The sequence below is a fragment of the Nocardia sp. bgisy134 genome (genome assembly GCF_057708325.1).
On record NZ_JBYIRW010000008.1, the window covers coordinates 155,223 to 178,985 of the forward strand.

Sequence of the window (23,763 nt, forward strand, 5' to 3'; positions counted from 1 at the left end):
ATCCGGAAGACCGGATGCCGCCTTCGTGGCGTGACGGGTCAGCGCTCCAGGATGGCGACGACGCCCTGTCCACCCGCGGCGCAGATGGAGATCAGCGCACGCCCGGAGCCCTTCTCGGCCAGCATCTTCGCGGTGGAGGCGACGATGCGGCCGCCGGTGGCGGCGAACGGGTGACCCGCGGCGAGCGAGGAGCCGTTGACGTTGAGCTTGCTGCGGTCGATCGAGCCGAGCGCGCCGTCGAGGCCGAGACGCTCCTTGCAGTACTGGTCGGATTCCCACGCCTGCAGGGTCGCGAGCACCACGGAGGCGAAGGCCTCGTGGATCTCGTAGTAGTCGAAGTCCTGCAGGGTCAGGCCGTTTCGAGCGAGCATGCGCGGCACCGCGTAGGTGGGCGCCATGAGCAGGCCGTCGGGGCCGTGGATGTAGTCGACCGCGGCGACCTCGGAGTCCACCAGGTGGGCGAGCACGGGCAGGTTGCGCTCGGCGGCCCACTCATCGCTGGACAGCAGCACCGCGGACGCGCCGTCGGTGAGCGGGGTGGAGTTGCCCGCGGTCATGGTGGCGTCGCCCAGCTTGTTGCCGAAGACCGGCTTCAGGGTGGCGAGCTTCTCGATCGAGGAGTTCGGGCGCAGGTTGTCGTCGCGGGTCAGCCCGAGGAACGGGGTGACCAGGTCGTCGAAGAAGCCGCGGTCGTAGGCGGCGGCCATGTTCTTGTGCGACAGGTAGGCCAGTTCGTCCTGCGCCTCGCGCGCGATGCCGAATTCCTTGGCGGTGATAGCGGCGTGCTCACCCATGGACAGGCCGGTGCGCGGCTCGGCGTTGCGCGGGATCTCGATGCCGACCATGCTCGGGCGCAGCTGGCCTACCAGCTTCAGACGGTCCTTGTTGCTCTTGGCGCGGTTCGCGTCGAGCATCCACTCGCGCATGCCTTCGCTGACGCCGATCGGCGCGTCGGAGGTGGTGTCGGTGCCGCCGCCGACGCCCGCCTCGATGCGGCCCGCCGCGATCGCGTCACCGACGGTGACGATCGCCTGCAGACCGGTGCCACACGCGAGCTGCAGGTCGTGCGCCGGGGTGTAAGGCGAAAGCTTGCTGCCCAGAATGCTTTCGCGGATCATGCCGTGCTCGCCGACCCGCTTGAGCACCGCGCCGCCGACCACCATGCCGAGCCGCTCGCCCTGCAGGTTGAACCGGCTCACCAGACCGTCCAGCGCGGCGGTGAACATGTCCTGGTTGGAGGCGTGGGCGTACGCCTTGTCGGAGCGAGCGAACGGGATCCGGTTGCCGCCCACGATCGCGACCGGACGCGTCGTCTTCGCGGTCTTGGCCGTGCTCTTGGTTGAACGGGCTTTGTTTGTCACTCGAGTCTCCAAGGTCTCGTCGGGTGGTCCGGCGCCCGGGTGCGGCTCTTCGCAGATCGGCGCCCCGCGCGTTGGTTTACTTTAAACTTACTCTGGAGTAAGTTTGTTGTCGACACTGTACCCCGCAAATGTGCGCTGACACGCCCACCGCGCGGTGCCTGCCACGCAGACCAGGCCCTCGCGGAAACGTGCGGAACACCAGGGGCGAACCAGACATCCGCGAAATTCGAGACAGAAAAGGTAGGAACAGTGGCAGCCAAGAGCAAGGGTGCACCCAACCTCTACGGATCGTTCGTCCACTCCGCCCCCGGCCAGTTCCTGGCGAGCAAGCTGGGTCTGCCGCAGCCGGAGCACCTGCGCCGCTACGTCAAGGGCGAGCCGCCGCTGGCGGGCCCGGTGCTCATCGGCGGCAAGGGCCGCGTCGCCGAGCCCGTGCGTGCACTGCTGTCCGACTACACCTTCGCCGACTCGCCTGCGGGGTCGGCAGTCGGCGGAGCCGACGGGGTGGGTAAGCCCAGCCAGGGGACCAAGTACGGCGCGCTCGTCTTCGACGCGACCGGCATCGGCTCGATCGAGGATCTCTCCCAGCTGTTCGAGTTCTTCCAGCCCGCGATGCGCAGCATCACCGCGTCGGGCCGCGTCGTGGTCATCGGCACCACCCCGGAGCTGGCGGGCACCGTCGACGGGCAGATCGCCCAGCGCGCGCTCGAGGGCTTCACCCGTTCGATCGCCAAGGAACTGCTGCGCGGCTCCACCGCCCAGCTGGTGTACCTGCACCCGGAGGCCTCGGCCGCCGCGACCGGCCTCGAGTCCACCCTGCGCTTCCTGCTGTCGGCCAAGTCGGCGTTCGTCGACGGCCAGGTGATCCGGGTCGGCAAGGACGACGCCACCGCGCCTGCCGACTGGGACCGCCCGCTGGAGGGCAAGGTCGCCGTGGTCACCGGCGCCGCGCGCGGCATCGGCGCGACCATCGCCGAGGTGTTCGCCCGTGACGGCGCGAAGGTGATCGTCGCCGACATCCCGGCCGCGGGCGAGGCGCTCTCGCAGACCGCCAACAAGGTCGGCGGCACCGCGCTCGCGCTGGACGTGACCGCGCCCGACGCCGCGGACAAGCTCGCCGAGTTCGCCACCGAGCGCTTCGGCGGCATCGACATCATCGTGCACAACGCGGGCATCACCCGCGACAAGCTGCTCGCCAACATGGACGAGGGCCGCTGGAACTCGGTCATCAACGTGAATCTCGCCGCACCGCACCGCATCACCGAGGGCCTGGTGGCCAAGGGCGTGCTGAAGGAGGGCGGCCGCGTGATCGACGTGTCCTCCATCGCGGGCATCGCGGGCAACCGCGGCCAGACCAACTACGGCGCCTCCAAGGCCGGCGTCATCGGCATGGTCAACGCGGAAGCTCCGAAGCTGGCGGAGAAGGGCATCACCATCAACGCGGTGGCGCCCGGCTTCATCGAGACCGCGATGACCGCCGCCATCCCGCTCGGCACCCGCGAGGCAGGCCGCCTGATGAGCTCGCTGCTGCAGGGCGGCCAGACCGTCGACGTGGCCGAGACCATCGCGTTCTTCGCCAGCCCGGCCTCGAATGCGGTGAGCGGCAACGTGGTTCGAGTCTGCGGCCAGAGCCTGATCGGAGCATGATGACCGAGACCATCACGCTCACCGAAACGCCCAAGAACAGTAGCCTTTTCGTGAAGGCCGCGCTGGGCGCGGTACCGGTGCCGCTGCTTTCGGCGCGCAAGTCGACGATTCCGGATCGGGTCGTTCGGCTCGACGGAGTGAAGGTGGATCCGGATCATCTGGCCGCCTACTGCCGGGCCACCGGCCTGCGCTTCGGCGACTCGCTGCCGCTGACCTACCCGTTCATCCTGAGCTTCCCGCTGGCCATGCAGCTGGTGGTGGCCCGCGACTTCCCGTTCGTGGCGGTGGGTGCGGTGCACGCGCAGAACCTGATCGAGCGCACCCGCGAGATCTCGGTGAGCGAGCCGCTGGACTTCCGCACCCACATCGAGAACCTGCGCGAGCACCCGAAGGGTCTGCTGGTGGACGCGATAACGGAAGTAAGCGTTGGACGGGAGCGCGTGTGGCGACAGGTCACCACCTTCCTGCACCAGCAGCGCACCTCGCTGTCGGACCAGCCCAAGGGCGAGCCGAAGGAGGAGGAAGTGCCCCCGCCGCCGATGCGCGCCCTGCGGGTGGATCAGAAGATGATCACCAGGTACGCCAACGCGTCCGGTGACCACAACCCGATCCACACCTCGGCGTTGGGCGCCAAGGCATTCGGCTTCCCGAAAGCGATCGCGCACGGCATGTGGTCGGCGGCCAACGTTCTCGGCAACATCGAGGGCCGCATTCCCGAGAAGGCCACCTACTCGGTGAAGTTCGGCAAGCCGATTCTGCTGCCCGCCACGGTGAACGTCTACGCCGATCAGGTCGAGGGCGGCTGGGATCTGTCGCTGCTCCACCCGAAGAAGGGCTACCCGCACCTGACGGCGACGCTGCGCTGAGTTCTTCGGTCGACCGAGAACGCCCCCGAATCAGGCCGATTCGGGGGCGTTTTCGTGTGCGTCAGCAGTCGCAGCCACAACCGCAATCACCGCAGCTGCAGCAATCGCCGCAGCCCGAGCAGCAATCGGCGCAGTCGCAGCAGGAACCGCAGTCGCAGCCCTTCCACCACGCGTCCTTGCGTTCGCCAGTGCAGGGACTGGTGTGGTCGGCGCAGCAGGCGTAGCCGGTGCAGTAGACGCCGAGCACCAAGGCGAGCGCCTCGCCGATGCCGGGGCGACGGGTCGGCGGGCGGTGACCGGTGCGGTGGGCGCGGGGGTGGCCGTGGGTGGTCTCGGAGACAGGTGTCGACGGTCGATGATCGCCGAGGTGGGCGTGCGGGTGACCATCGTGAGTTGTATTGCAGACGTGGGCTTTTACCGCACCGACACCCTTGCCGAGCCGGTGCACCAGCGCGTGCAACGGATCCAGCAGCATCCAGCGGATGGTGGGGACGTCGGCCAGGCGGGCCGCGGCGAGTGCCCTGCGCAGCTCCGCGTCGGACTCGCGCACCAGTTCATACGATTCGGCGAGGGTGGTGTCTGTCGCGGCGAGCGGGTTGAAGCGGCCGTGTGCGGTGTCGTCGTCGTAATCCGCGATGGCGTCGGATAGGTGGGCGATGCGGCCGAAATGCTCTCCTGCGATGCGGAGCTGGTCGGCGTTCTCGGGACGGTTCGCCAGAATCGCGGTGTGGGCGAAGAGTTCGGCCGCGCACAGGGCGGTCGGGGCCGTGAGTTCGTCGAGTGTGACCGGCGGTTCGGCGGAAGCAGCGTTGGACGCAGCGCGGCTCTCCACGAGTTGCTGTGCATCGATCGCGGCGACAAGGGGTTCCACGTCGAAGTCGATCAGCGCCGCCTGCCTGCGGGCGCTGTCGGCCCAGCGCGTCGACATCCTGGTCATGGGTCGTCCGGCGAGCCGTGCGGCGTCACCGTCCGCGACGTGATCGCGCAGCTTGGCCGAACCGAGCAGCAGCGACGCGGTCGAGGCGAGCAGGACGCCGGGCGAATCGGCGGCGGCCACCTCCGCTCGCTGCATGCCACGCAGCGGACAACGACCTGCGGTGGTGCGTGCCGAAGGACCTGGCAGCTGCGCCTCGGTCAGCACGCTGAGCAAGATCGCGTCGGTGTTCGTCGCGGCTCGCGCCAGTTGGCCGTGCCCGTCGCGCAGGCCGAGACACAACCCGCACATGTGCGACCGCCACTCGGCCGCGTCGATACCGTACTTTTCGGCGCCGTGCGAGCACGGCCTGAGCATCCCGAACACTTTTCCCCGTTTGTCCCCGAGCCGTGGCGGCCCTCCTGCTGTGATCTCGAAGAGAGTGGCAGAGCGCCGCCCGGCTGGCAAACGGGGTGCCGGTTATTCCGGCTTCTTGCGACCGGCCAGACCGCGCCAGGCCAGGTCGTCGAGCAGGTCGACGGCCTCGGCGACCTCGATGCGCCCGCTGGCTACCCGATCGGCGATGGCCTCGCCCGCGCCGATGACGGCGACCGCGACGACATCGAAGTTGGTGCCGGGTTCGGCGTGCTTGGCACTGGATTCGAGCAGCTTGGCGGTGAGTTCGATGACCCGCTCGCGGGCGTTGTCGATCTCGGAGGCGAAGGCTTGCTGACCGATCGCCTGGCGATAGAGCACCTGCCAGGACTTGCGGTTGCGGTCGACGAACCCGAGGAAGCCCTCCAGCGCGGTGCGGACCTGCTCGTGCGGGGTGAGCAGCGGGTTACCCGCGGGCGCGACGGCCTCGATGAAGCGCAAGCCCTCGCGCTGGATGCACGCCCGGAACAGTTCGTCCTTGGAGCCGTAGTAGAGATACAACATCGGCTTGGAGATCTTCGCCTCGGCGGCGATCGCATCCATCGACGTATCGTGGAAACCCTTGCGTGCGAACACCTCGACCGCGGCGTCGAGCATCTGCTGCTCACGAACCGCCCGAGGAAGTCGCTTCGTTCCGCCCGCCATCCACTCTCCTACCACATGGTGAATCTCTTATATTACTCCAAGGTAAGTTCCGCGGGACGGATTTGCTCACCAGTCGCCGGTGTCGGCTGCGCGCTCCGGCCCGTGCGCACGCCGGAGGCGACATCGCCTGACAGCGATCCCCTCAGGTGAGCCGAACCGGTCGACATCGCCGGTGGCGGGACCGTCTACGGAAACTCAGCGATACTACGGGGCGCGGCTGGGAACCCGCCTGTACGTCATACGAGAGGGTGTACCGCCGCCTCCGCTCCGGCCGGGAATCATCCGGCTGCCGGATCGGCTTTCCCCTCAGCAGGACGGTATCGCCCCCTTGTACACGCCCATCCGCAGCACCGACCGGTCGACCTGGGCGGCGGGCAGCCGACCGCTGGCCATCGCCTGCTCCAGCTGGTTCAACACGCTCGGAACGGCGTCGGTGGTGATCCACAGTGCGTTGTCGGCGCCCGCCACCAATGCCGCCTCGACCGCTTCCTCGATGGTCATCCGGCTGGTGATGGCCGCCATGCCGCCGAGGTCGTCGGTGAAGATCGGGCCGTCGAACGGGGCGGCTCCGTATCCGGTTCCCTCGCGCAGCAGCGACATGGCCTGCGGACTGATGCTGGCGGGCACGTTCGGTTCGGTCAGGCCGGGCACGTCCAGGTGGCCGACCATGACGGCCGCCCCGGAACCGATCAGGTTGCGGTAGGGCACGAGGTCCACCGTCTGGAGCTGATCCAGCGGCGGCGTGCGCACCGCGCCGGTGTGCGAATCGCCCGATCCGGAACCGTGGCCGGGGAAGTGCTTCATCACGGTGCCGACGCCGACCTCGCGCATGGCGCGGATGTACGCGTCGGCGAAACGGGTGACCACCTCGGGGTCGTCCGAGAAGGACCGGTCGCCGATGACGGTGTCGTCGGGCTGGCTGCTCACGTCCACGTCGGGGGCGAAGTTGACCGTCACGCCGAGTTCCTTCAGATCCCGGCCGCGGGACACCGTGGCGTCGTAGAACTGCTCCGGGGTCATGGTCTGCGCGGTGGCGCGGGCCGACGGCACGGGTCCGATGAGATCGCGAACCCGCGAGACCCGGCCACCCTCCTCATCGATCGTCACCATCAGCGGCGTCGTCGCCAACGCCTTCACCTCGTCCAGCGCGGGACCGGAAATCAGCGACCGGTCGGTCCAGCCACCCAGGAAGATGCCGCCGACCTGCTCGTTACGCACCACGTTCGCCGCGTCGCCGCTACCGGTCACGCCGACGGTCAGCAGCTGCGCGAGCTTCTGCCGCGGGGTGAAGCGGGCGAGGTATTCCGCGTTGCAGTCGCGTTTGGGTGGGTTGGTCGGCGATGCGGCCAATGTGGTCGCGGGGGATTCGGCCGGCGAAGTCGTGGCCGACGTCGGGGTGTCGCCGCCGGAGCAGGCGGTCGCGACCGCGGCGCAGAGTGCGAGCAGGACGAGAGGCGTCTTCCGCATGGGTCAACGGTAGTGCGGGGGTGGGTTGGGGTGGTTGGCGGGGGTGGTTAGGCGGGTGGGGCTGAGCTGGGGTTTTCGGTGGTGGGGTGTGGAGGGGCGGGTCTGGTCGGGTGGTGCGGTGGGGGACGTGGGCGCGGGGGTTCGGGACACTCTCACACCAGGACCCGAGTGCGGCGGGCGAGATCGGAGATATGCACGCCGTCGTAACCGATTACCGCGCTGTGCAGGGTGTCGTGAAAGGGATCAGTCCAGTGAGCTGGAATCCCCTTGGCGCCGACCAGGATCCCGGCGACCGAACCGGCGGTGGCACCGTTGGAGTCGGTATCGGCTCCGCTCTGCACCGTGAGCGCGATGGTTCGGGTGAAATCACCTGCGCCCCAAAGCAGCCCGGCGGCAACTCGGCAGGCGTTGGGGATGGCGTGGACCCAGTTGTACTCACCGTGCCTGGTTTCGATGTTGTGCACAGCCCGTTCCCAAGACAGCCCGTGATCGTGGTCCGCACGCACCTCTGCGAGTGCGACGGCCAGGCGCGAACCGGGTGGGAGCACGTCTTGGGCGGACATGAGCGCGGCGGACGGGCTGGAGGCGGCAAAAGCGGCGGCGATCAAGGCAGCGGCCCACATCGCGGCGTAAATGCCGTTGCCCGTGTGGGATACGGCTGCCTCGCGGGCGGCGAGGGTGGCGGCGCGCTGTGGATCACCCGGGTTGACGTAGCCGAAGATGTCGGCGCGGATCATGGCGCCGATCCACTCGCGGTATGGGTTGCGGACAGTGGCCGTCGCGGGTGGGTGCAGGCCGTCGACGAGATTGCGGTAGGCGACGCGTTCAGCGGTGTAGGTCTGGAGGAAGGGCAGGCGTTCCAGCCATAGGTTCGCGACATCGTCCGCCGTGAAGTTCAGGCCGCGCGATTCCAGGAGGTGCAGTCCGAGCACGGTGTAGTCGACGTCGTCGTCGCGCGGAGCGCCGTCGATCCGGCCGCGTACCGACACCGGCCAGCTCGGGTTCAGCGGAAACGGGGGTGGGAGCACAGCGGGGACGTAGTCGGTCAGTGGATAGGCGTCCGCCCGTTCCAGATACGTGCGAATGTGCGCACGCGTCCACACGAATCCGTTCTCCAGCGGCTTCCCGAGCGTGCACCCGACGCATCGCCCCAGCCAACCACCGTGGATACGTTCCAGGAGTTCGTCATCCGGACCGAAGGTGGTCGCCGCGGAATCCGACGCCGCCGGACCGGGAGAGGTGAGGCCAAGGGACGCTGAACCGGTCGACGCAGCACCAGCAGACGTCGGACCGACCTCCGTCCGGGCCGCGGAATGTTCGGCTCCCCGCCGAGGCGCAGTCCCCTCACCGCAAGAACCGACCCCGGTGGTCTCGACATCAGCCGACTCCCCCTCCTCGAACCTCCACCCGGGATCGCACGGCGCCGACTCGATCTCCTCCAGCAGCGCCCAGCATGCCTCCGGATCGGCCGGGTCGGCGGTCGCCAGTGCGCGAACCGCGGACTCGAACCGGGCGACGAGGTGTCCGGATTCGAGACGCTGACGCCATTCGAAGTACAGCAGGGCGCGCGGGTCGGCCTCGTGCCTGCCGTAGAACACCGCCTCGATCGTCGGGTCCATCGCACTCCCGGTTTCCGCTGCTCAACCGTGCTCTTGTGCCTGATTATCCCTGCGCGCCGCACCGTCCGCGGGCCTGCGAGCGAGGGTAACCTCGGTTCCATAGCCAGGAGACTCCGACCAGGAGGTCACCGTGCCCTGCGATCTGATGCTCATCGCCTACGACGGGTCCGAGAACGCCAAGCGCGCCATCGAATACGCCGGCCGGTTTCTCTCCGCGAACCGGGCCGTGGTGCTCACGGCCTGGGAACCCATGGTGCGCCAGGCCGCTCGGCTCTCGGGCTTGTCCGGCGTGATGCAGCCCGAGTGGGTGCCCGACGAGGAGCTCGAGGACATCGCCTACGTCGACGCGCGCAACATCAACACCGAGGGCGTGCGGCTGGCCAAGCTCGCGGGCCTGAACGCCGAGGCGCGCACGGCCGAATGCACCACCACCATCTGGAACGCGATCGTGGAATGCGCCGACGACTTGGACGTGGACATCATCGTCGCGGGCACCCGCGGCGCCACCGGCATTCGCGCCCTGCTGCACAGCAGCGTGGCCGACGCCGTGCTCAAGCACTGTCACCGTCCGGTGCTGATGGTTCCGCCCGGCAGAGAACCGCAGCGCGAATTCTGACCCGGTGATCTCGGTCGCTCAGGCGCGCCCGTGACGGTCGCGCGGGTCTATGGTCGAGGAATCATGAACGGATTCCTGCTCGCCCAGCCCAATGGTGTGATGCGCGCGACCGGGACCCGGATGATCTTCGACGACGCGAACCGCGCCCTCTCGGCATTGCGGGACGGCGCGGCGGAGATCGTCGTCGGGGCCTTGCCTTTCGATCCGAGTCGGCCTGCCGCGCTCGCCGCGCCGCAGCGGGCCGAACACACCGCGGGCCCTTGGCGTCCCGCCGCGCTTCCCGAACTGCCGACGGTGCGGGTGGTCACCGAAATACCGAGTCCGGCGGAACACATCGCGCGGGTGACGAAACTGATCGAGCAGATCAACGATCCGGCGCAGCCGCTGCGCAAGGTGGTCGCCGCCCGTTCCGTGCTCGCCGAGGCGGACAGCGAACTCGACCCGGAACTCGTCGCCGCGCAGCTGCTCACCAGGCACCCGCACGCCAACGTCTACGCCGTCGATCTGACGCCCGCCGGTCGCGCGGGGACACTGATCGGCGCGACACCCGAGGTGCTCGTCGCGCGGCACGGTGCCACCGTGACGTTGCGTCCGCTCGCAGGCACCGCGCCGCGCCGCGCCGATCCGGACGCGGACGCCGCACAGGCCGCCGAGCTGCTGACCAGCACCAAGAACCGTGACGAGCACGCGTTCGTCATCGAATGGATCCGGGAGCGACTGGCGCCCGTCTGCGCCGACCTGACCATCCCGGACGGCCCGCAGCTGGTCAACACTCACGACGTGTGGCATCTGGCCACGCCGATCACCGGCACCGTGCGCGATCCCGCGACCACCGCGCTCGACTTGGCGCTGCTGCTGCACCCGACCCCCGCGGTCTGCGGCACGCCCACCGCGCTGGCCCTCGACACCATCAACCACGTCGAGGAGGACCGCGGCTTCTACGGCGGGGCCGTCGGCTGGTGCGACGCGCGGGGCGACGGCGAATGGGTGGTCGCGATCCGCTGCGCGGAACTGTCGGCGGACGGACGCGCGCTGCGAGCCTTCGCGGGCGGCGGCATCGTCGCGGCCTCCGAACCGCGGGCGGAACTGGACGAAACGACGGCCAAGCTGCGCACCTTCCTCGGCGGCCTGCACTGCGCGGTGCCGGAGTAGCCGGGGCCACTCGGAAATTGTGAGACGCCCGATTGTCACCTTGCTCACCCTCCGGGCGCGGCATGCGGTAGGTTGACGCGGAATGTGCCTGTCCCGATGTATTGGAGAGCCGCGATGAAGTTTGCTGTTCCTGGTGTTGCGAGTGCGGTAGCCGGTGCCGTGCTCGGTGCGATCGCGGTGTTCGTCATCACCGCGGCGGTACAGCAGAACACGCGCCCCGAAATCGACCGCAGTGGCGATGCGGATTCCTCGCTGCTCAACAACGTTGAGTACGGCAGCCGCTGAGCCGCTGACTGCCGCTTCATCCGCCGACTCGCTCGGCTCCTCCGGTGTGGCCTCGGATTCGTCCGAGGCCGCGCCGCTCGGTAGACGATGGTTCGCCGCGACGGTTGTCGTGGCGTTCCTGCTGACCTTCCTGCAGGCGCCCGGACAGACGGTCGCCGACACGAAGTACGACCTGGCGCAGAATCCGCTGGGTTTCCTCGACCGCGCCGCGCACCTATGGAGCAGCCAGGCCCCGATGGGCCAGGTGCAGAACCAGGCGTACGGGTACTTCTTCCCGCACGGCGCGTTCTTCTCGGCCGGAGATCTGCTCGGCCTGCCCGCCTGGGTGACGCAGCGGATCTGGTGGGCGCTGCTGCTGCTCGCCGGGTTCTGGGGCATCGTCCGGCTCTGCGAGGCGCTCGGCCTCGGCAGCCGCGGGTCCAGGATCATCGCGGCGGTCGCGTACACACTGTCTCCGCGCGTGCTCACCACGCTCGGCTCGATCTCCTCGGAGACCCTGCCGATGGTGCTCGCGCCGTGGGTCTTGCTCGCGCCCGCCGCCCTCGGCGCCGCGTACCGCCGTCACAAGCGTGGCGGCGCCGCCTCGCCCGCGGGCAGCGCGCTGGCGCTCGCGTTGATGGGCGCGGTGAACGCCGTGGCCACGGTCGCCGCGTTCCTGCCCGCCCTGATCTGGTGGGCTTCGTACAAGCCGAACAAGCGCTGGTGGCGTTTCACGGCGGCCTGGATTCCGCTGCTCATGCTCGCCACGTTCTGGTGGGCCGTGCCGCTGCTGCTGCTCGGCAGGGTGAGCCCGCCGTTTCTGGACTACATCGAATCCTCCGGGGTGACCACGCAGTGGGCGTCGCTGGCCGAGGTGCTGCGCGGCACCGACAGCTGGACCCCGTTCGTCTCGCCGGAACGCATCGCGGGCGCGGTCCTGGTGACCCAGCCCGCGGCGGTGCTGGCCACCGGTCTGCTCGCGGCGGCGGGCATGGCCGGACTCGCCATGCGGTCGATGCCGTACCGCGGGCGGCTGGCGCTGATCCTGCTGGTCGGGCTGGTCGGGATCTGTGCGGGTTACGTGGGCGAGCTCAGCGGGCCGTTCGCGGACTCGGTGCGGATCTTCCTGGATTCGAGCGGCGCGCCGCTGCGCAACGTGCACAAGCTCGAGCCGCTGATCCGCATTCCGTTGATGCTGGGTCTGGCTCATCTGCTGGCTCGGGTGCCGCTGCCCGCCTCGGTGCCGCTGCCGGTGTGGCGCAGCGCGTTCGCGCATCCGGAACGCAATCGGATGGTCGCGGTCGCCGGGTTGATCCTCACCGCGCTCGCGCTGTCCACCTCGCTGGCCTGGACCGGCAAGCTGGCCCCGCGCGGGTCCTACGACGAGGTGCCCGCCTACTGGCAGCAGACGGCGGACTGGTTGGCCGAGCACGCCGCCGACACGCGCGCGCTGGTGGTGCCGGGCGCGCCCTTCGGCAGCCAGGTATGGGGACTGACCCGCGACGAGCCGCTGCAAGCGCTGGCGAGCACGCCGTGGGCGGTGCGCGACGCGGTGCCGCTGAACCCCCCGGGCACCATCCGCGCGATGGACTCGGTGCAGCGGCTCATCGCGGACGGCCGCCCGTCGACCGGTTTGGCCGCGACACTCGCCGACCAGGGCATCGGAATCCTGGTGCTGCGCAACGACCTCGACCCGGAGACCTCGCGGTCGACCAGGCCGCTGCTCGCGCACCAGGCGATCGAAGGTTCCCCCGGCCTGACCAAAGTGGCCGAATTCGGAGGGCCGATCGAGACCAACGTCGTCGCCGACGGCCTGGTCGCCGACGGTGATCTGCGACCGGCGTATCCGGCGGTCGAGATCTACCGAGTCGAACCGCAGCCGCCTGTTGACGGGATCGAGATCCGTTCCGGCACAGGGGCTCCCGAATCCTTCCCCGGCGCGTACACGGTTCCGCTCGACTCCGTCCCGATGGTGCAGGGCGGGCCGGAGGTGCTCGAGCGGTTGTACCGCGACGGCTCGCCGCCGCACACGACGCTGTTCGCGGCCGACGCCGCGCGCGCCGGTCTGCCGATCGGACCGCTCACCGTCACCGATACGCCGATGGACCGGGAGGCCGATTTCGGCCGGGTCGACAACCACAATTCGGCGCTGCGTACTCCCGACGACGCTCGTCGCACCCACAATCTGGTGCCCGATTACCCGGTGCCGGGTGCGGAACTGGTGCGGGGTGAATGGTCCGGCGCGACGGTGACCGCGTCCAGTTCGGCCGCCGACGCCACCCAGCTCGGCGGCGCGGCCCCCGGCAGCTCGACCGCAGCGGTGGTGGACGGCGATCCCTCGACGGCGTGGATCAGCAACGGCACGGAACGCGCTGTGGGCCAATGGCTCCGGCTGGATCTGGACCGGCCGATCAGCTCCGGCCTGCTGCGGTTGACCACCAGTTCGGCGGCGATCGGCGATCCGGTGAAATGGGTCGAGGTGCGCACCGCGCACGGAAGCGTCTCGGCGCGGATCATCGAACCCGGTGAGCCGGTGTCGATTTCGCTGCCCGCAGGCAGCACCGACTGGCTCAAGATCACCGCCATCCGCACCGAAGGCGGCTCCGGCGGTGGACAATTCGGCATCAGCGAACTGACCCTCGACGACTACACCGTCCGCGATGCTCCGGTCCGATTGGACATCCGGCACCGCACGGTGCTGCCCGCCACGCCCGACCAGGCGCAGGTGACGGCCTGGGATCTCGGCCAGGAATTCCCCGGGCGCGGTGCGTGTTTCGACGCGCCCGATCGGGTCAGGTGCAGCAAGGGGCTGGCGCTGGCTCCGGAGGAGCCCGGCCTGTTCGAACGAACCCTCAGTTCTCCCGAACCCATGACGGCCGCTCCCGAACTCACCGTGCGCACCAGGCAAGGCCCCGCCCTGGAGGCGCTGCTCACCGACAACAGCAGGCCGGTGGCGCGCGGTAAGGCCGACGTCGGCGATCTGCGCGGCTCCGCGTTCGCCGCGACCGACGGCGATATGCGCACCAGCTGGACGGCGCCCGAGGACTCGGTGCGCAACCTCACCGGACCCAAACCGACACTCACCATCGAACTGCCCGAACCCGCGTTGGTGAACGGACTCGACATCACCGCGTCGCTGGGGGGGCTGCCCGCGGCTCCCCTTTCGGTGTCGGTGAACCTCGGCAACGGTCCGCAGGTCCGCGAGCTCGACGACCGTGTGCCGGGTGAATCGGCGCGAATTCCGTTGCACCCGACGGTCACCGACCGCATCGAACTCAGCGTGCAGAGCTGGAAGCCGGTGCTGGACAGGACCGCTCTCGGCTTCGCCATGAGCCAACCGCCGGGCATCGCCGAGGTCACCGTGCTCGGGCCCGACTATCCCGAGCAGGCCGGGTTGGACCGTGAGGTCACCGTGCCCTGCGAGCTCGGCCCGACGATCGCTCTCGGCGGACGTACCCTGCGCACGTCCGTGACTGCGACCGTCGCGGAGTTGCGTTCCAGCGCACCGGTTCCCGCGCGCGTCTGCGATGCCGGGGACGCGACTCTCGCCGTGCCGGAGGGCCGGGCGGACGTGGTCGTAGCGCCCACCGAACTGTTCTCCGTCGACCGGCTGCGCCTGAACCGCACGAACTTCGAGCCCACCGCTCCGGCCACGGACCTCCGTCTGCTGGTACTGCCACTGAGCACGAATGTCGGCTGGGAGGCGCATACCGCCGACGGGCGCACACTCGAGCCGATCGTGGCGGACGGGTGGCAGCAGGCGTGGTTGCTGCCCGCGGACGCTCACGGACCCATCACCATCTCGTTCCCGGTCGATCGGTGGTACCGCCTGGGCATTTTCGGCGGATTGCTGCTGCTCGTGCCGTTGGCGTTGCTCGCGATACCGCGGCGGATCCGGCTGCGGGGCAGTCGCGTTCGCGAGGGTGAATCGGGTGTGCCGACCGGTTCCGAGGCGCGTGCGGATTCTCGTCGCGCGACCGACGCGGACCGGACCGACTCGCCCTTGCCGGGCGTGCCCGAACCTCCGGTGACCGATTTCGCCGCCGAGGCCGCTCCACCACGCCCTTGGCGCAGCCGCATCCTGGGCGCGCTCGGCCTCACCGCCGCCGCGACGATCATCGCCGGACCAGTCGGCGCCGCGCTGACGGTGGCGGGCCTCGCCGCAACCCATTTCGCCGCCCACCAGTACGCGCGGTACCTCGCCGCGATAGCAGGGCTCGGCACCGCCCTCTCCGCCGCCGCCCTGTCCACCGGCCCGTGGCGCGCACCCGACGGATATATGGGCCACTCGCTCTGGGTGCAGCTACCCGCACTGATCGCGGTGATCGCCGTCGGCCTCGCAGCGCTGCCCACGCGTCGGCGGGGGTGAGGCCGAGTGTCGGCGGGTGCGAGGCCGAGCTGCACAGCCCTTGGCGCTCTGGGCGCGCCACGCGCACTCAGCGCGGCAATGGCCGTCGGACTCGCCGCCTCGGCGACGGGCTGAGCGCCGCCACACATCCGTCTGATGCGAGAGCGGAAATCGACGGGAGAGAAATGGCGGTTGGTGGACCTCGGCTGCGGCGGCGAAGGGCAGTCGGTGTGTGCGCTGGGGCCCTACTCCGCGGGGAGCCGTCGGCCCCGGAGAACACGGTCACCGGAGCGCAGACGCGTGCCGGTACGGCCGACTCAGGCCGCTCCCGCCTCCGCCGAATCCGGCACACCCCGCGGACTGATCGACTCCGGCTCCGCGGCCGCCGCAGCCTTCCGCTCACTCTTCCTACGATCCATCCGCCGCGCCAGCTTCCGCGCCGGCTCCTCGACCAGCGCGTAGCTCGCTGCCGCGACGGGCAGCGTGATGGCGACGGTCAGTATGAGGACGTAGACGAAGTTCCCCTGGAACGGCAGGATGCCGAACACCGGAAAGACTATCGACAGCACCCCGAGGTGCCAGAGGAAGATGCCGTAGGACCAGCGGCCGAGGGTTGCCGCGACCGAGGATTCCAGCCAGCGGTGCTTTCGATCGCCGAGCACCAGCGGGGCGAGCAGGCCGAAGCCGACGATCGCGCCGAGGGCCATCTTCGCAGCGTACTGCCATGGCTCGGCCCTGGTGAGTCCGGCGGGCCCGCCGAAATCGGTGGACGAGAGCAGGAAGGCGATCAGCGCGACGGTCCACATGAGGAGCTGGTTGCCCGCGATACGCCGCCAGAGTGATAGCGGATGCACATCATCGACGAGTTCGGCGAGCAGTATTCCCGCCGCGAACCACGGCAGATATGCGGGCAGCCAGTTGTCGGCATGAATCGCGTCCGGAGTCGGCACCGGAAGGAAATTCCAACTCAGGCTCACCAGCGCCAGCGCGAGCACCACGGGCACCCGCCAGCGCGCCGACTTCCCGCGCAGCCGGACCACCGCGAACGCCAGCAGCGGCAGCACCAGATAGAACGCCACTTCGACCGACAGACTCCACATCTGTGTGAGCCCGTCGGTCAGGGTCAACGGCACGAAGACCTGGAGCAGCGCCAGGTTGGACCCCCATACCCGCAGGCCCGCGGTGTCGGCCGCACTGGGCAGCAGCAACAGCACGGCACAAACCACCGCCCAGTAGGCGGGCAGGATGCGCGCCGCACGATGTCGCAGGTAGTTGCCGGTCGGCGGCGCGGTTCCGAGACCGCGGGCCGATTGGGCGTGCGGGCGCCACAGCAGGAATCCGGAGAGCGCGAAGAAGACCGCGACCGCCATATCGAAGCGTTCCCAGATGCGGCCGAGCACCGGCATTCCCGTCGCTCCAGTCTGGAACGCGACGTGGGTGAGCAGAACGCCGAGCGCCGCCATCCCGCGCATGCCTTCCAGCGCGGGCACGAAACCGCGCGACCGCGCCGAAGTCGTGGCCGCGGTGTCGGCGGCGAGAGTGGCGGTCATCGGGCTCCAGTCTGCCAGGGAATTTTCCAGGTGAGAACTACACGTTTCACTTTTCGCGCTAAACTCGGGCGATTTCTGGTCGGATTCCGGCCTCGGCACGGCATGGTACGCCAATGGACTGTTAGTGTCGGGGCTCACGTGGTGCCGTGGGTTACTCCGCGGTACTAGCCGGACCGACCTGTGTTCTACGACGAGGAGTGTTTGCATGGCACTAAGTGCCGGTACCAGAAGGACGGTGGCCTGCCTGCTCGTAGGTCTCGGCGCGTTGCTGATCGTCATGGCGCTGCTGATCCCGACCTACACCGTCGACAAACTGGCCAAGACTCCTCTCGACCTCGAGATCACCACCATCGCGAACAATCAGCCGGGCGAAGAGAGCCTGGTGCTCGACTCGAGGTCGCTCACCGCGCCCGAGGGTTCGGCAAAGGTGGACACCAACGTTCCGCTGATCTCGCAGCGGTTCCTCACGGTCGAAGAGCCTTCTGATGCCACCGAGATGACGGTCCAGGCTGGTCAGACCCTGCGTCGCATCGACAAGCAGGGCGACACCGGCCTGCTCACGGCGCTCGTCGACCGGGTCACCATCGACCGCAAGACCGGCATGCCGGTCGACAAGGACCCGAACGGCTCGATCGCGGTCTCGGTCAACAGGGAAGGCGAGAGCATCGCCGACCCCGTGCATCGCAACGGCCTGCAGTACCGCTTCCCGATCGGCACCGAGAAGAAGTCGTACCCGTACTTCGACGTCAACGCGCGCAAGACCTTCGACATCAACTTCGTCGAAGAGACCGAGATCAACAGCTTGAAGGTTTACCACTTCCAGCAGACGATCCCGGTCACCAACCTGTGGGACGTCGTGCAGGTGCCGACCAACCGCCTGTCGCTGCCCGCCGCCAAGTGGGGCCTCGAGGGCGAGGAGCCGGTCACCATGACCCGCTTCTACACCAACACCCGCGACCTATGGGTCGAGCCGCAGACCGGCACCGTGATCAAGGGCGGCGAGCAGCTTCACCTCTTCTACGCGCGCAGCGGCGACAAGCCGGACGTCACCGCGCTGAAGTCGCATATCGTCTTCGACGAGAACACCATCGAATCGCAGTCGTCGGTGGCTCAGGACAACATCGACCGGCTCTCGCTGTACGGCCGCATCATGCCGATCGTGCTCGGTGTGCTCGGCGTGATCCTGGCGATCGTCGGCGCGATCCTCGGTGTTCGCGGCGGCGGCACGCCCGCCCCGGCCCGTCCGGTGCGCGGCGGCAACCTGCCCCCGAGCGGTGCGGCCACCCCGCCGCGCAGCCCGGCTCCGCGCGGTGCGGACGACGCTCCGACCGAGCAGATCAATGTGAAGAAGAACCTCTAGGCGCTAGCGGTTCCGAGACAACGGCTCCCCGGCCATTCGGTCGGGGAGCCGTTGTCGTTTGCCAGGGCGTCTCGGCGGTTCCGCAGCTGGCTCTCCGCTCGGGTCGCGATCGGTCAACCGGCCAGGGTCCTGTTTTCGGCCACATGGGGTCGTCGCCCGGCGTCGACACAAGGCCGTCCAGGAATGGTTCGACCTGGTCTCCGGCGGTGAGAACGCAGGCGTCTACCAGCTGATCAACCTGTTCTGATGGTGCGCTGCTGCAGTTGCCGGTCGATCAGCCCCGATGAATCGTCAGTAGGCGCTGTACTCGAACCTGGGTTGTTCGCATCGGTGATGCGTGTTCGTTCGGCCGGTCGCGGTCCGCGGCCATCGCGCGCTCAGGCCCCATTGGCGCACTCACCCCTCGGCCTTCGAAGGCTTTGCCCTCGCGCTCAATCCGCCGCGGGTTGGGTTTCTGCTGGTTCGGTGTGCTCGGCGGTGCGCAGAACGACGACCGCGACCAGGATCGTGGTCGCGGCGGCGACGGAGACGGCGGTGGTGATGAGGGCCGGGACCGACCGGGCGAAGGAGACCATGAGGGTGACCTCGACGACGAGGCCGATCCAGGTGACGGCGGCCAGCGCCGTGCGGTCGACCGCGATCGCGGAGAGCACGGCGCCCTGGAGCACCGCGAGGATCGCGCCGTGCAGGGCGAACAACCAGAGCAGATCCTGAATCGGCGCGTAGTCCTGTCCTGCGAGCACAGGGGCGATGGGTGCGGCGAGGGCGGCGCAGAGCACCGCGACGATGCCGATGGCCGACAGCACCGCGAGGGCGTCGCGGATGGCGCGCGCGGAGTGGGTCGGCTGGGCCATCCGCGGGTAGAGGACGACGCCCACCGCCTGCGGCAGCCAGAAGGCGATCTTGGCGGCGATGGCGCCGAGGGCGTAGCGGCTGGCGTCGACCTCGTCGAGGACCATCCGCACCACGATCAGGTCGGCGGACGACAGCGCCATCAGCGCGGCCTGCACCTGCGCGGCCCGCAGCACGGGCAGAACGCCGACGATGTGCCCGCCGGGTTCGCCCTCCGGCGCGGGCCTACCCGCCAGGACGCGCGCGAAGACCGCCGCCGCGACCAACCCGAGCGCCGCCGCCCACAGCGCCGCCCCGGCCCCGCCGCCGACCGCGAGCACGACCAGCGCGGGCGCCACCCGGACCACACCGGCCGAGCCGAGGACCACCGCGAGGTCGCGGAACCGCCGACCGCCCTGCAAAATCCCCTGCTCGCCGGAGAGAAGAACCAGCGCGGGCGCGGCGCACAGCGCACCGGCACACGCCAGCACGCCGACGTTCAACGCGACCGTCACCACCGGAACGAGCCCGGCCGCCACCGCCGCGACGATCAGCGCGCACCGCCACTGCAAGCCGCGCAGCGCCGCCACTTCGGCGCCACGCACTCGCTCGCGCGCGACTACGTTCTGCAACGCCAGCGCAGGAACCGCGCACAGCAGTTGCACCGCGAGCAGGCTCGCGAACTCGCTGTATCCCGTGACGCCGAGCCATCGCCCGGCCAGCAATTGCAGCAGGTATCCGGCCACGTTGGCGGTCATCGCCCCGGCCGTCACCAACGTCAGATCCGCCACCACAGGAGGACGACGAACCACAGACATCCCGCAATAGTCCCACCCAATCCGAAACACGCGCGCGCGGCCCTGGTCGGAGAGCTCTCGTGGTCGTCCGAAGGCGCCGTAATGCGGCGGTCGGAGTACTCCGACGGCTCGGGCGATCCACACCGCGACGGACCGGACTGCCGCTGGCACGAGCCCGAGCCGGATCGTCGCCTCGGGCCGCTCTCCGAACATCAGCACGATCCGCGCCGTAGGGTTCTCATCCGTGAGTGACGGCGGTGCGGGTCTGCGGACGCGGGTAGTCGCGGGCGCGTACAGCGCGGTGCTCGCGGCGGTGGTGGTCGGGCCACTGCTCGGTCCCGGCTATCTGCTGCTGCGCGACGCGGTGAGCACGCCGCGTTCGTATCTCACGGGCTCCGCGCTCGGACTCGGGGACTCCGCGCCGCGGGCCGTGCCGCAGGACGCGCTGCTCGCGGCGGTGTCGCCGCTGGTGGACGGCGGGTTGGTCGTGAAGGCCATTCTCGTGCTCGCGCTCTGGGCGGCCGGGTACGGCTCCGCGGCGCTGGTGCGGGAGTTGTTGCGCGCCCCTCTCGCCGCGCAACTGGTCGCGGTGACAGTGGCGCTGTGGAATCCGTACGTGGCCGAACGGCTGCTGCAGGGGCACTGGAGCCTGCTGGCCGGATATGCGGCGCTGCCGTGGACAGCACTCGCCGCCTACCGTTTACGGGGCTCCGCACACGCGGCTCACAGAGGCAGCGCCCGTGTGAGACCCGTGTGGGGACTGCGGACGCGGCGCGCTTCGAAGGACGAGGTCCGCGACAGCGCGGAAACGCCGCAGGCCACGCCTCGGCGGGCCAGCATGGAAACGCTGGGTGCCTGGGCGACGCTCGCGGGGTGTTTCGCCGCCGCGGGGCTGACGCCGACCGGCGCTCTCCTCGCGGGCATCACCGCGGCGGTGACAGTCCGCCGCCGACATCTCCCCGGCACGCTCGCGCTGCTGGTGGCGGCGTCGGCGCCTTGGCTGACCGCGACGCTGTTGTCGGGCGCCGGAGCGGAGCCGTCGGATCCCGCGGGCATTCCCGCGTTCGCCGCGCGCGCCGAACCCGGCCTCGCCACTCTGGGTTCGCTGGCCGGGCTCGGCGGCATCTGGAACGCCGACGCGGTGCCGGATTCACGCACCACGCCGTTGGCGCTGCTCGCCACCCTCCTGCTGCTCGCGATCGTCGTCTCCGGCATCCGCGCGGTCGCCACCGACCGGACCGGCGGGCGAGAGAGCCTGCGCGTCCGTCGCGCCCTGCTGGCGCTGGCCGCGGCGGCGGTCGTGCTGCCCGCGCTCGCCGCGACCGGCTGGGGCATGGAGGCGATGGAGTGGCTTGTGGTGAACGTGCCGGGCGCGGGCCTGCTCCGCGACACCCAGAAGTACGTCGCGCTGGCCGTGCCCGCCTACGCGCTGTGCGCCGCCGCCGGATGCTGTGCGCTGGCCGCCCTCTTCCGCCGAACGGCAACTGCCGCAACGAAGTCCACAGCGACAACCACTACCGCGCTGGCCGCGACGGCATTCATCGCCTTCCTCGTTCTCCCCCTGTTCGATCTCGCGTGGGGCGTCGGCGGCGCGATGCGCGCGGTCCACTACCCGCCGGGCTGGCAGCACGTCGCCGAACGCATCGACGCCCCGGGCGATGTCGCGGTGCTGCCCGCAGGCATGTTCCGCAGGTTCCCGTACAGCGGCGCCGCCCCGGTGCTCGACCCCGCGCCGCGCATGCTGCCCAACGACGTGCTGCAAACCGGAGAGCTTCCCGTCCGCGGCCGCACGGTCGCGGGCGAAGGAACGCGCGCCCGCGATGTGGAAACGCTTCTGCTCCAAGGCGGTTCGGCGCGGGATCTGTCACGCCTCGGCGTCGAATGGGTGCTGGTCGAGCGCACCACCCGCGGCCCGCTCGGCGAATCGAAAACCACACTCGCCCAACTCGAACCGGTCTACGCCGACGACCACCTCGCGCTGTACCGAGTCCCGGGCCCAGACCCTGTCGTCGCGGCACCGGACCACCGTGGGCTCGCAGTCGCCGCGCACCTCCTCTGGGCGATGATGCTGATCGGCGGCCCGGCGCTGACGGTGGTAGCGCGACGCATTTCCCGTGCCGAAGATCGTCTGTACGATGTCGAAAACTGATACAGCGCAGCAAGTTCCGTGATGCTGCGGCAGATCAGCCGATGGGCCGCGCGACTGGGCGGCGACCCGGAACTCGCTCGCAGCTCCCGCACCGACCCGCCAGCGGCTCGACATCCAAAACTGAGACAGCGTGGCAAGTTCCGCGATGACGCGACAGATCGGCCAATTGGCCGCTCGACATCCAAACCGATTCAGCGCGGCAAGTTCGGCGATGACGCAACACGGCAGATCGGCCGATGGGCGCGCGGTCCGGCGCTCACGCGACGCAGCTCCCGCAGTCGCCCGCCGTCGAAACCGAGACGGCGCAGCAAGTTCCGCCGATGTCGCAACAACGGACCCGCGGTGGTTACGCCGGGCGGCCTTGTTCATCACCGGCGAAGTGAAAGCCGCACGCCCTCAGTTTCAATCCGCGGGCGCGGCGACCAACCCTGAGACGTGCTCGCCGCGCGACACCGCCGCGAGCACCTCGTACACGCCGTTGCCGGTCTGCTCCCACGAGAACTCCCTGGCCCTAGCGCGCGCCTTCTCTCCCATCACGCCGCGCACGGCGGATTCCTCGAGCAGGTCGCCGACGGCGGTGGTGAGCTGGGTGACGTCGTCGACGAGCAGTCCGGTGACGCCGTCCACGATCGAGTCGGTGAGGCCGCGGGAGCTGCGGTAGCCGACGGTCGGCACGCCGTGCTGGGCGGCCTCGATCACGGCAAGCCCCCAGCCCTCCTTGCGCGAGGGCAGCACGTGTACCCAGGCGCGGGCGAGCAGTTCGTGCTTGCGGCGTTCGTCGACGTGCCCGTGGAAGGTGACGGCGTCGGCGATATCCAGCTCGCGGGCGGTGGCCTGGAGATTCTCGGCCCACCACCCGCCGCCGACGACGTCGAGGCGCAGGCCGGGGATCCGGTCGCGCAGCCGGGCGACCGCGGTGAGCGCGTCTTCGATCTGCTTGTGCGGCACGAGCCGGGACAGCACCACGACGCGCGGCTCGGACGTGCGGGTCGTCGCCGCGCCGGTGGGAGCGTCGGCGGGCACGGGCTCGGCCCCGTTGCGGACGACCGCGATGCGCGAGCGATCCACGCCGAGGGTGGCCAGCTCCTCCGCCGAGGGCAGCGACACGGTCAGGTATTGGTTCTCGCGATGCACGCGCGGGGACAACCGCGATTCGATCCACCAGCCGATCCGGCCGACCAGGCGACCGGCGACCGGCCACTGTTCCCGGTGCCCGTGGTGCACCAGCACCACCGAGGGCGCGTCGCTCGCGGCGGCCGCGAAGAACGGGATGCCGTTCTGCGTGTCGATCACTGCATCGGGACGCACCCCGCGCAGCGGTCCGATGCCGAGCCTGCCGAGAGCGATGGCGGCAAGGGCCCGCGGGTAGACGGTGTAGCGCCCGCCGCCGCGGCTGATGTCGATGCCGTCGACGCGTTCCCGTTTCGGCGCACCCGGGTAGCGGGCAGTGCGCAGCGTGACCTTGACCCCGCGCGCGGCGAGCTGAGCGCCGACCTGTTCCAGGTACCGCTCACTGCCGCCGCCCTGTGGGTGCCCAGTGTCACGCCAGCAGAGCAGGAGGACTTCGCGCACGTGGAGCTTCTCTCGGTCGGTAGGTCCCGGCGGGGACACGGATGGTCGGGCTACACAGTAATAGACGAGGTCCTCGGTCAAGTGCCCTAGCGCACATCCTGGCACGTCACCGCCGATTCGAAGGGATTTCCAGCGAATTGTCTGAAACATCTACATTTCACAGCCCGATCT

16 protein-coding genes are annotated in these 23,763 nt (G+C 69.6%); 8 read left to right on the forward strand and 8 right to left on the reverse strand.

The genetic code is table 11. The annotated features are described in order from the left end of the window. Positions 1-38: 38 nt before the first annotated feature. Positions 39-1,361 (reverse strand): acetyl-CoA C-acetyltransferase, encoded by a 1,323-nt coding sequence (locus AC3ERS_RS16385; protein WP_431968303.1) that lies wholly within the window; start codon positions 1,359-1,361, stop codon positions 39-41. Between the two features lie 249 nt (positions 1,362-1,610). On the opposite strand from AC3ERS_RS16385, the gene AC3ERS_RS16390 reads away from it, so the two are divergent. Both AC3ERS_RS16390 and AC3ERS_RS16395 read left to right on the forward strand, forming a co-directional pair. Then, entirely contained in the window at positions 1,611-3,008 is a 1,398-nt protein-coding gene (locus AC3ERS_RS16390; RefSeq protein ID WP_431968305.1) for a 3-oxoacyl-ACP reductase, read from the forward strand. Further along, positions 3,008-3,874 carry a MaoC/PaaZ C-terminal domain-containing protein gene (locus tag AC3ERS_RS16395; RefSeq protein ID WP_431968307.1) on the forward strand — a complete coding sequence of 289 codons (867 nt, stop codon included), beginning with the start codon at positions 3,008-3,010 and terminating at the stop codon, positions 3,872-3,874. Before AC3ERS_RS16390 ends, AC3ERS_RS16395 begins: the two co-directional genes overlap by 1 nt. Positions 3,875-3,935: 61 nt before the next feature. Here AC3ERS_RS16395 and AC3ERS_RS16400 read toward each other — a convergent pair whose 3' ends face one another. From AC3ERS_RS16400 to AC3ERS_RS16415, 4 genes are all read right to left on the reverse strand, one after another. Further along, positions 3,936-5,165, reverse strand: coding sequence for a DUF5685 family protein (locus AC3ERS_RS16400; RefSeq protein ID WP_431968309.1), 1,230 nt, complete (start codon positions 5,163-5,165; stop codon positions 3,936-3,938). A gap of 102 nt (positions 5,166-5,267) precedes the next feature. Next, positions 5,268-5,867, reverse strand: coding sequence for a TetR/AcrR family transcriptional regulator (locus AC3ERS_RS16405; protein WP_141808227.1), 600 nt, complete (start codon positions 5,865-5,867; stop codon positions 5,268-5,270). A gap of 306 nt (positions 5,868-6,173) precedes the next feature. Continuing rightward, the gene (locus AC3ERS_RS16410) at positions 6,174-7,334 is read right to left on the reverse strand and encodes a glycoside hydrolase family 3 N-terminal domain-containing protein (RefSeq protein ID WP_431968312.1); all 1,161 of its coding nucleotides are present in this window, start codon (positions 7,332-7,334) and stop codon (positions 6,174-6,176) included. A 152-nt stretch (positions 7,335-7,486) separates the two neighbouring features. After that, positions 7,487-8,953, reverse strand: a complete 1,467-nt coding sequence (locus AC3ERS_RS16415) for an ADP-ribosylglycohydrolase family protein (protein ID WP_431968314.1) — start codon at positions 8,951-8,953, stop codon at positions 7,487-7,489. Positions 8,954-9,083: 130 nt separating this feature from the next. Here AC3ERS_RS16415 and AC3ERS_RS16420 point away from each other — a divergent pair, with 130 nt between their 5' ends. The 4 genes from AC3ERS_RS16420 (at position 9,084) to AC3ERS_RS16435 (ending at position 15,354) form a co-directional block, all read left to right on the forward strand. Continuing rightward, positions 9,084-9,569, forward strand: coding sequence for a universal stress protein (locus tag AC3ERS_RS16420; RefSeq protein WP_431968316.1), 486 nt, complete (start codon positions 9,084-9,086; stop codon positions 9,567-9,569). Positions 9,570-9,632: 63 nt separating this feature from the next. Next, positions 9,633-10,721, forward strand: a complete 1,089-nt coding sequence (locus tag AC3ERS_RS16425) for an isochorismate synthase (RefSeq protein WP_431968318.1) — start codon at positions 9,633-9,635, stop codon at positions 10,719-10,721. A 114-nt stretch (positions 10,722-10,835) separates the two neighbouring features. Then, a complete protein-coding gene (locus AC3ERS_RS16430; protein ID WP_084501446.1) occupies positions 10,836-11,006 on the forward strand; it encodes a DUF2613 domain-containing protein in 171 nt (56 codons plus the stop codon). Positions 11,007-11,052: 46 nt separating this feature from the next. Beyond that, positions 11,053-15,354, forward strand: a complete 4,302-nt coding sequence (locus AC3ERS_RS16435; RefSeq protein ID WP_431968320.1) for an alpha-(1->3)-arabinofuranosyltransferase domain-containing protein — start codon at positions 11,053-11,055, stop codon at positions 15,352-15,354. A gap of 296 nt (positions 15,355-15,650) precedes the next feature. Here the strand turns inward: AC3ERS_RS16435 and AC3ERS_RS16440 are convergent, their stop codons facing one another. Next, positions 15,651-16,883 carry an acyltransferase family protein gene (locus tag AC3ERS_RS16440; RefSeq protein WP_431968322.1) on the reverse strand — a complete coding sequence of 411 codons (1,233 nt, stop codon included), beginning with the start codon at positions 16,881-16,883 and terminating at the stop codon, positions 15,651-15,653. A 205-nt stretch (positions 16,884-17,088) separates the two neighbouring features. Here AC3ERS_RS16440 and pgfA point away from each other — a divergent pair, with 205 nt between their 5' ends. Next, positions 17,089-18,243: a cell envelope lipid trafficking protein PgfA gene (gene pgfA, locus AC3ERS_RS16445; protein WP_431968324.1), complete on the forward strand. Its 1,155-nt coding sequence runs from the start codon at positions 17,089-17,091 to the stop codon at positions 18,241-18,243. 431 nt (positions 18,244-18,674) lie between these two features. On the opposite strand, the gene AC3ERS_RS16450 is transcribed toward pgfA, so the two are convergent. Continuing rightward, a complete protein-coding gene (locus AC3ERS_RS16450; protein WP_431968326.1) occupies positions 18,675-19,892 on the reverse strand; it encodes a polysaccharide biosynthesis protein in 1,218 nt (405 codons plus the stop codon). Between the two features lie 223 nt (positions 19,893-20,115). Here AC3ERS_RS16450 and AC3ERS_RS16455 point away from each other — a divergent pair, with 223 nt between their 5' ends. Beyond that, positions 20,116-22,020, forward strand: a complete 1,905-nt coding sequence (locus AC3ERS_RS16455; protein WP_431968328.1) for an MmpA family trehalose lipid delivery protein — start codon at positions 20,116-20,118, stop codon at positions 22,018-22,020. 402 nt (positions 22,021-22,422) lie between these two features. Here AC3ERS_RS16455 and AC3ERS_RS16460 read toward each other — a convergent pair whose 3' ends face one another. Next, on the reverse strand, positions 22,423-23,592 hold the full coding sequence (locus AC3ERS_RS16460) for a glycosyltransferase family 4 protein (RefSeq protein WP_431968330.1): 1,170 nt from the start codon (positions 23,590-23,592) through the stop codon (positions 22,423-22,425). Positions 23,593-23,763 lie beyond the last annotated feature (171 nt).